This window comes from Actinomycetota bacterium (assembly GCA_005774595.1).
In the GTDB taxonomy this organism is placed as follows: Bacteria; Actinomycetota; Coriobacteriia; order Anaerosomatales; family D1FN1-002; genus D1FN1-002.
Map to the genome: position 1 here is coordinate 1 of VAUM01000075.1, position 7,194 is coordinate 7,194.

The 7,194-nt window shown below is 71.6% G+C and carries 6 protein-coding genes; all 6 read right to left on the minus strand.

Going from position 1 to position 7,194, the window contains the following annotated elements:
• The coding region (locus tag FDZ70_04545; GenBank protein TLM78066.1) for a dihydroorotate dehydrogenase at positions 1–208 on the minus strand (208 nt) is incomplete at its 3' end.
• Positions 205–1,059: a dihydroorotate dehydrogenase electron transfer subunit gene (locus FDZ70_04550; GenBank protein ID TLM78067.1), complete on the minus strand. Its 855-nt coding sequence runs from the start codon at positions 1,057–1,059 to the stop codon at positions 205–207. The genes FDZ70_04550 and FDZ70_04545, both read right to left, overlap by 4 nt.
• Entirely contained in the window at positions 1,056–4,280 is a 3,225-nt protein-coding gene (gene carB, locus FDZ70_04555; protein TLM78068.1) for a carbamoyl-phosphate synthase large subunit, read from the minus strand. Before carB ends, FDZ70_04550 begins: the two co-directional genes overlap by 4 nt.
• 16 nt (positions 4,281–4,296) lie before the next feature.
• Positions 4,297–5,118, minus strand: a complete 822-nt coding sequence (locus FDZ70_04560) for a universal stress protein (protein TLM78069.1) — start codon at positions 5,116–5,118, stop codon at positions 4,297–4,299.
• A gap of 3 nt (positions 5,119–5,121) precedes the next feature.
• Positions 5,122–6,621 carry a glutamine-hydrolyzing carbamoyl-phosphate synthase small subunit gene (gene carA, locus FDZ70_04565; protein TLM78070.1) on the minus strand — a complete coding sequence of 500 codons (1,500 nt, stop codon included), beginning with the start codon at positions 6,619–6,621 and terminating at the stop codon, positions 5,122–5,124.
• A partial coding sequence (locus tag FDZ70_04570) for a dihydroorotase (protein ID TLM78071.1) occupies positions 6,396–7,194 on the minus strand: 799 nt, incomplete at its 5' end. The genes FDZ70_04570 and carA, both read right to left, overlap by 226 nt.

A 7,194-nucleotide genomic window follows, 5' to 3' on the forward strand; every position in this document is an offset into this window, starting at 1 on the left:
TCAGCATCCCGCTCGCCGTCTCGGCGATGCGCGGCGACGCGTTGCCCGCCCACGGCTCGAGCGACACGCCCTTCGTGACGATCGCGCCGAGCCGCCCCAGGTCCGTGAAGTCCGCGTACTCGCGCCCCGAGGCGAACGTGCCCGATGCCGTGACCACGGGGTTCGCAAGCTCGAGCGAGCCGAGCCTCACCCTCATGTCGACGGTCATGCGCGCCCTCCGCTCCCGTGCCCGTGCGGCGCCTCCGAGGCGTCCCACAGCACGTCGGCCGCGTCGAAGACCGGGCCGTCGCAGCAGGCGCGCTCGAGGCCACCGCGCGTGCTCACCACGCACGAGAGGCACGCGCCCACGCCGCACGCCATCAGGCGCTCGAGCGACACCTGGCACGGCACGCCCGCCGCGGCCGCCTGCCCGGCGACGATGCGCTGCATCGGCTCCGGGCCGCACGCGTACACGACGTCCGGGGCATCCGCGGCGATGAGTCGCTCGGACACCAGCGTCACGACCCCGTGCGCACCCACGCTGCCGTCGTCGGTGGCGCACTCGTACCGGCGCGCGACGTCCTCGAGAAGCCCGCGCGCGACGAGCCGCTCGGCGCACGGCGCGCCCTGCGCGACGCTCACCGCCACGCCGCGCTCCGCCAGAGCCGAGGCGAGCATCCCCAGCGGCGCCGCACCGAGGCCGCCCGCGACCAGCAGCGCGTGCGCGATTCCCGAAGGGATCTCCCAACCGTGGCCGAGCGGGCCGATGAGGTCCATCTCGTCTCCGCGCACCTTGTCCGAGAGAGCGCGCGTACCGCGGCCAAGGACCTGGTAGAGAATCTCGAGCCGGTCTCCGGCCGCGAGGTGCACCGAGAACGGCCGCCGGAGGATGAAGTCCGCACCCCGCGTGATGCGCAGGTGGACGAACTGCCCCGGCGCGATCGCGCCGGCGACGCGCGGCGCACGCAGCGTCAGCAGGCCGACTCCCTCGGCCACGCGCTCGTTGGCGGTCACGACGACGCGCTCGACGGCGGGCGCGGGCCCGCGCGATGCGCCCCCGCAGCAGCCGCCGTCGTTCACGACGCCCCGCCCTGCCCGTTGAAGTCCTGCAGCGCGATGACACCGAGTCGCCCGCGGGCGGCCGCCTCGATGGCGTGCACTGCGGCCTGTGCGGCCTGCACGGTGGTGATGTTGGTGACGCCGTGCGCGATCGCCGCGCTGCGGATGTGGTAGCCGTCGCTGCGGGTCTCCTGCCCGAACGGCGTGTTGATGACGAGCGACACCTCGCCGCTCTTCATCGCGTCGACGATGTTCGGCCTGCCCTCGTGCACCTTGCGGACCTCGGTCACCGGGATCCCGGCGGCCTTGAGCGCGCGGGCCGTGCCGCGGGTCGCGAGCAGCTCGAACCCGAGCGTCTCGAGGTGCTTGGCGACGCCGACGATCTCGCGCTTGTCCCGGTCGGCGACCGAGATGAACGCAGCACCGCTCGCCGGCAGTGAGTAGTCGATCGCGAGCTGCGACTTCGCGTACGCGGCCGGGAAGTCCTCGGCCACGCCCATGACCTCGCCGGTCGACTTCATCTCGGGCCCGAGGACCGAGTCGGCGCCCGGGAAGCGCCCGAACGGCATGACCGCCTCCTTGACGCAGAAGCGGCCGAGCTCGCGCAGCTCGTCGGGCAGGTGCATCCCCGCGAGCTTCTCCCCGGCCATGACGCGCGCAGCGACCTTGGCGAGCGGGACGCCGGTCGCCTTGCTCACGAACGGCACGGTCCGGCTCGCGCGCGGGTTGACCTCGAGCACGTACACCGCGGAGTCCTTCACGGCGTACTGGACGTTCATGAGCCCGCACACGCCGAGCTCGAGCGCCAGCGTGCGCGTGTGCGAGCGGATCTGCTCGACCACCGCGTCCGACAGCGTGAACGGCGGGATGCAGCAGGCCGAGTCACCCGAGTGGATGCCGGCCTCCTCGATGTGCTCCATCACGCCGCCGACGTAGACGGTCTCGCCGTCTGCGACGCAGTCCACGTCGACCTCGACAGCGCCCTCGAGGAACCGGTCGAGCAGAACGGGGTGGTCGGGGCTCACGCTCGTGGCCTCGTCCATGTAGCGCTCGAGGTAGTCCTCTGAGTATGCGATGACCATGCCGCGGCCGCCGAGCACGTAGCTCGGCCGCACGAGCAGCGGGAAGCCGATGCGCCGGGCGACCTCGAGGGCCTCGTCGTGCGTACGCGCCGTGCCAGCGGCCGGGTACGCGATGCCGAGACGGTCGAGCAGCGCCTGGAAGCGCTCGCGGTCCTCGGCCAGGTCGATCGCCTCGGGCTTCGTGCCCATGATCGGAACGCCTGCGGCCTCCAGCGCGTGCGCGAGCTTGAGCGGCGTCTGTCCGCCGAACGTGACCACGACTCCGGCCGGGCCGGTCGCCTCGACGATGTCCATGACGTCCTCGAACGTGAGCGGCTCGAAGAAGAGCACGTCGGACGTGTCGTAGTCGGTCGAGACGGTCTCCGGGTTGCAGTTGACCATGATGGTCTCGTAGCCCAGGTCGCGCAGCGCGTAGGCGGCGTGCACGCAGCAGTAGTCGAACTCGATGCCCTGCCCGATGCGGTTGGGGCCGGCGCCGAGGATCATCGCGCGCGGCTTGTCGGTACCGCGGACCTCGTCCTCGGTCTCGTAGGTCTTGTAGTAGTACGGCGTGTACGCCTCGAACTCGGCGGCGCACGTGTCGACCGCCTTGAACGTCGCCTTCACGCCGAGGCCGAGCCGCCACGCACGCGCCTCGGCGGGCGTGCTGCGCGTGAGGTGCGCGATCTGGACATCGGAGATCCCCGCCTGCTTGGCGCGGCGCATCAGAGGCTCGTCGATGTCGTGCGGCGCCGTGGCGGCCACCTCGGCCTCGACCGCGACCGCGCGCCGCATGCGGTCGATGAACCACGGGTCGATGCGGGTGATCTCGTGCAGCTCACCGGCATCCCGACCGCGGCGCAGGGCCTCGGCGAGGTAGAAGGCACGCTGCTCGTTCGGCGTCGAGAGCCGGTGCTCGAAGTGCGTCTCGTCGAACGCGTCCTTGCCGTCGGCGCCCAGCCCGCCTCGGCCGTTCTCCAGCGAGCGCATCGCCTTGCCGAGCGCCTCCTCGAAGGTGCGCCCGATGGCCATCGCCTCGCCCACCGACTTCATACGCGTGGTGAGCGTCTCATCGGTGCCGCGGAACTTCTCGAACGCCCACCGCGGCACCTTTACCACGCAGTAGTCGATCGACGGCTCGAAGCACGCCGGGGTCTTCTCGGTGATGTCGTTCGGGATCTCGTCGAGCGTGTAGCCGACCGCGAGCTTCGCGGCGATCTTGGCGATGGGGAAGCCGGTCGCCTTGCTCGCGAGCGCCGATGAGCGCGACACGCGCGGGTTCATCTCTATGACGGTGAGGCGCCCGTCGGCGGGATTCACAGCGAACTGGACGTTGCTGCCGCCCGTCTCGACGCCGATCTCGCGCAGGATCGCGATCGAGGCGTCGCGCATGACCTGGTACTCGCGGTCCGTGAGCGTCTGGGCCGGCGCGACCGTGATCGAGTCGCCGGTGTGCACGCCCATCGCGTCGAAGTTCTCGATGGAGCACACGATGACCGCGTTGTCGTTGCGGTCGCGCATGACCTCCATCTCGTACTCTTTCCAGCCGATCACCGACTCCTCGACCAAGACCTCGCCGATGGGCGAGAGCGCCACGCCCGCGGCCACGACCTCGCGCAGATCCTCGAGGTTGTACGCGATGCCGCCGCCCGCCCCGCCCATCGTGAAGGAGGGACGCACGACGAGCGGGAACCCGAGGCCGCGGGCGGCCTCCTCCGCGTCGCCGACGGTGTACGCGTACGCGCTGCGCGGCACGTCGAGCCCGATGCGCGCCATCGCCTCGGCGAACAGCTTGCGGTCCTCGCCCTTCTTGATCGCATCGCGGTCCGCGCCGATGAGCTCGACGCCGTACTCGTCCAGGATGCCCGCGTCGGCCAGCGCCACCGCGCAGTTCAGGCCCGTCTGGCCGCCGAGGGTCGGCAGCAGTGCGTCGGGGCGCTCGCGCTCGATGACCTTGGCGACGAACTCGGGTGTCACCGGCTCCACGTAGGTGCGGTGCGCCATCTCCGGGTCGGTCATGATCGTGGCGGGGTTGCTGTTCACGAGCACGACCTCGTAGCCGTCCTCGCGCAGCACCTTGCACGCCTGCGCGCCCGAGTAGTCGAACTCGCACGCCTGCCCGATCACGATCGGCCCCGAGCCGATCACCAGGATCTTGCGTATGTCGTCGCGCCTCGGCAAGGCGTCGCTCCCTCTCCTACGGCACGATCATCAGCGGCACGTCGGCCTCGCGGAGCAGCGTCAGAGACAGGCTGCCGAGGACCAGCTCGCCCCACGCGCTGCCGACGCCGCGGGTCCCCATCACGATGCCCGTCGCACCCTGCTCGGCCGCTTCGGTGAGAAGCGTCTCCGCGACACCACCCTCGCGCATCACGTAGACCGCGTCCACGCCCTCGGCGGCGCCGCGCTCCGAGCGTTCGCGCAGCCGGGCGCCCGCGTCGCGCGTCGTGCCCACGTGCGCCAGGATGACGCGTCCGTCCGCGCGCGCGGCGAACTCGATCGCAGCGTCGAGAGCGCGGTCCGCGGCGTCCGAGAAGTCCGTGGGCACGAGCAGGCGCTCCGCGAAGCCGGACAGCAGCCGGGACGGGTCCTCCGCCTCCCGCATGTGGTCGAAACGCACCACGACGTTCGGGACGCTCGCCTGCGCGCACAGCGCCTCGGAGACCGAGCCGATCAACAGCCGCTCAACGCTCGACTTCCCATGCGTGCCGCTCAGGATCGCGTCCACGCCGTCCTCCGCGGAGATCGAGAGCAACTCGTGCTCCGCCTCGCCCGTCGGCACCCTGCACTCCACCTCGAGCCCGGCCCCCTCGAGCGGAGCGGCGAGCCCGCGCAGGTCCGCCATCGTCCGGTCGACCTTCGCCATGATGACCGGGCCCTCGAGGCCCGATGCGTCGAGCACGCATGCGAAGACGATCTTCTTCACGCCGAGCCCGGCGAGCCCCCTGGCGGCCGCGACGACCAGCGTCGCCTCCGGGGAGCCGACCGCCGTGTGGACGAGAACGGTGCGGATGCCCATGTCCTACCCTTCGCCGCCCGCGGCCGAAGCGCGGGTGCCGGTAGCGTCCATCAGTCGCGTGAACTCGCCGAACAGGTACCGCGCGTCGTGCGGCCCCGGCGCGGCTTCCGGGTGGTACTGGACCGAGAACGCCGGCTGCTCCAGCAGGCGGATGCCCTCGACCGTCATGTCGTTGAGGTTCACGTGCGTGAGCTGGACCGGACCGCAGGCGTCGGAACGCACCACCGGCGCCACACCGGCGCGCACCCACGCGCCCAGGTCACCCGCCTCGTGCGCGAGCCCTTCGGACAGCTCCGGCACGAGCGGCCCGATCGAGGCGAAGTCCACGCAGAAGCCGTGGTTCTGGCTCGTGATCTCGACTTTGCCGGTGAGCAGGTTCTTCACGGGCTGGTTGCCGCCGCGGTGCCCGTACTTGAGCTTGTAGGTCGACGCGCCGGCCGCGAGCGAGAGCATCTGATGCCCGAGGCAGATGCCGAACAGCGGGCGCGCCCCGATGAGCGAGCGGATCGTCGAGTACAGGTACTCGACCGCGGCCGGGTCGCCGGGACCGTTCGCCATGAACAGCCCGTCGGGGCTCATCGCCAGCACCTCGTCGGCGGACGCGGTCGGCGGCACGAGCGTGACTTCGCAGCCCTCCTCGGCCAGGCGGCGCAGGATGTTGTACTTGATGCCCGAGTCGAACGCCACCACCCGGAAGCGCGGCCGCACCGGCAGCACCCCGGTGTCCGCGGGCAGATCGGCGCCGTCGGGCGCCTCGGTCCCCCAGACGTAGGGCGCGGTCACCGCGACCTCGCGCACGAAGTCGCTGCCCGCCATCGGCGCGACCGCGCGTGCGCGGGCGACGAGCGCGTCGGCGTCGAGCACCTCGGTGGAGATCGCCGCGCGCATCGCGCCGCCCTCACGGATGCGTCGGGTCAGCATGCGCGTGTCCACGCCCTCGATCGCGACGACGCCGAGCCGCTCGAGGAAGTCGCGCAGGGGCTCCTCGCTGCGCCAGTTCGATGCCACGTCGGACATCTCACGCACGACGAACCCGCGCACGAACGTGCCGCGCGACTCCATGTCGGCGGCGTTGGTGCCGTAGTTGCCTATGTGCGGCTGGGTCATCGTCACGATCTGCCCCGCGTACGAGGGGTCGGTCAGGACCTCCTCGTAGCCGCACATGGACGTGTTGAACACGACCTCGCCCGTGCTGGTGCCGGACGCGCCGCACGCAAGCCCGCGCAGGACGGTGCCGTCCTCGAGTGCGAGCAGCGCCCGCCGGGCGTGCGCCACGGTCAGACCACCTCTTTGTCGCGCAGTACGAAGTACCCGCCGACGAGCACGTCGCTCGCCGCGCCGGTCAGCTCCTCGCCGAGGAACGCCGAGTTGCGCGAGCGGCTCTCGAACGCATCGGCCTCGACCTTCACCTGAGCGTCCGGGTCGACGACCGTCAGGTCGGCGACCTGTCCCGCGGCGATCGTCACGCCCGGCAGGCCCGCCGCGGCGCGCGGGCCGTGGCACATCCACTGCGCAACCTGGGCCCACGTGGCCTTCTTCGTCGCGACGAGCCGCGTCGCGACGAGCGGCAGCGCGGTCTCGAGCCCTGTGGTGCCGAACGGCGCGAGTTCGAACTCGAGCTCCTTCTCATGCGGCGCGTGCGGGGCGTGGTCGGTGGCGATGGCGTCGACCGTGCCGTCGAGCAGGCCCGCGAGCAGCGCTTCAGTATCGGCAGCCGTGCGAAGCGGAGGGTTCATCTTCAGGGCCGTGTCGTAGCCGCGCTTGAGCAGCGCGTCCTCGGTGAGGAACAGGTGGTGAGGCGTGACCTCGCAGGTCACCGCGACCCCTCGCGCCTTGGCCGCGCGGACGAGCTCGACCGAGCCCGCGGTCGACACGTGCTGTACGTGCAGCCGGCAGCCCGTGAGCTCGGCCAGGCGGATGTCGCGTGCGACGCAGACCTCCTCGGCGGCCGCGGGCCAGCCGGGCAGGCCGAGGCGCGTCGAGACGACGCCCTCGTTGACGACGCCCCTGCCGGCGAGCCCTGCGTCCTCGCAGTGGGCGAGCACGGGGGCGCCGAAGCGCTTCACGTAGTCCATG

Excerpts from the sequence above, each read along its gene's own strand:
- FDZ70_04560 (TLM78069.1), bottom strand. The coding sequence starts at position 5,118 with ATGGGCATCCGCACCGTTCTCGTCCACACGGCGGTCGGCTCCCCGGAG.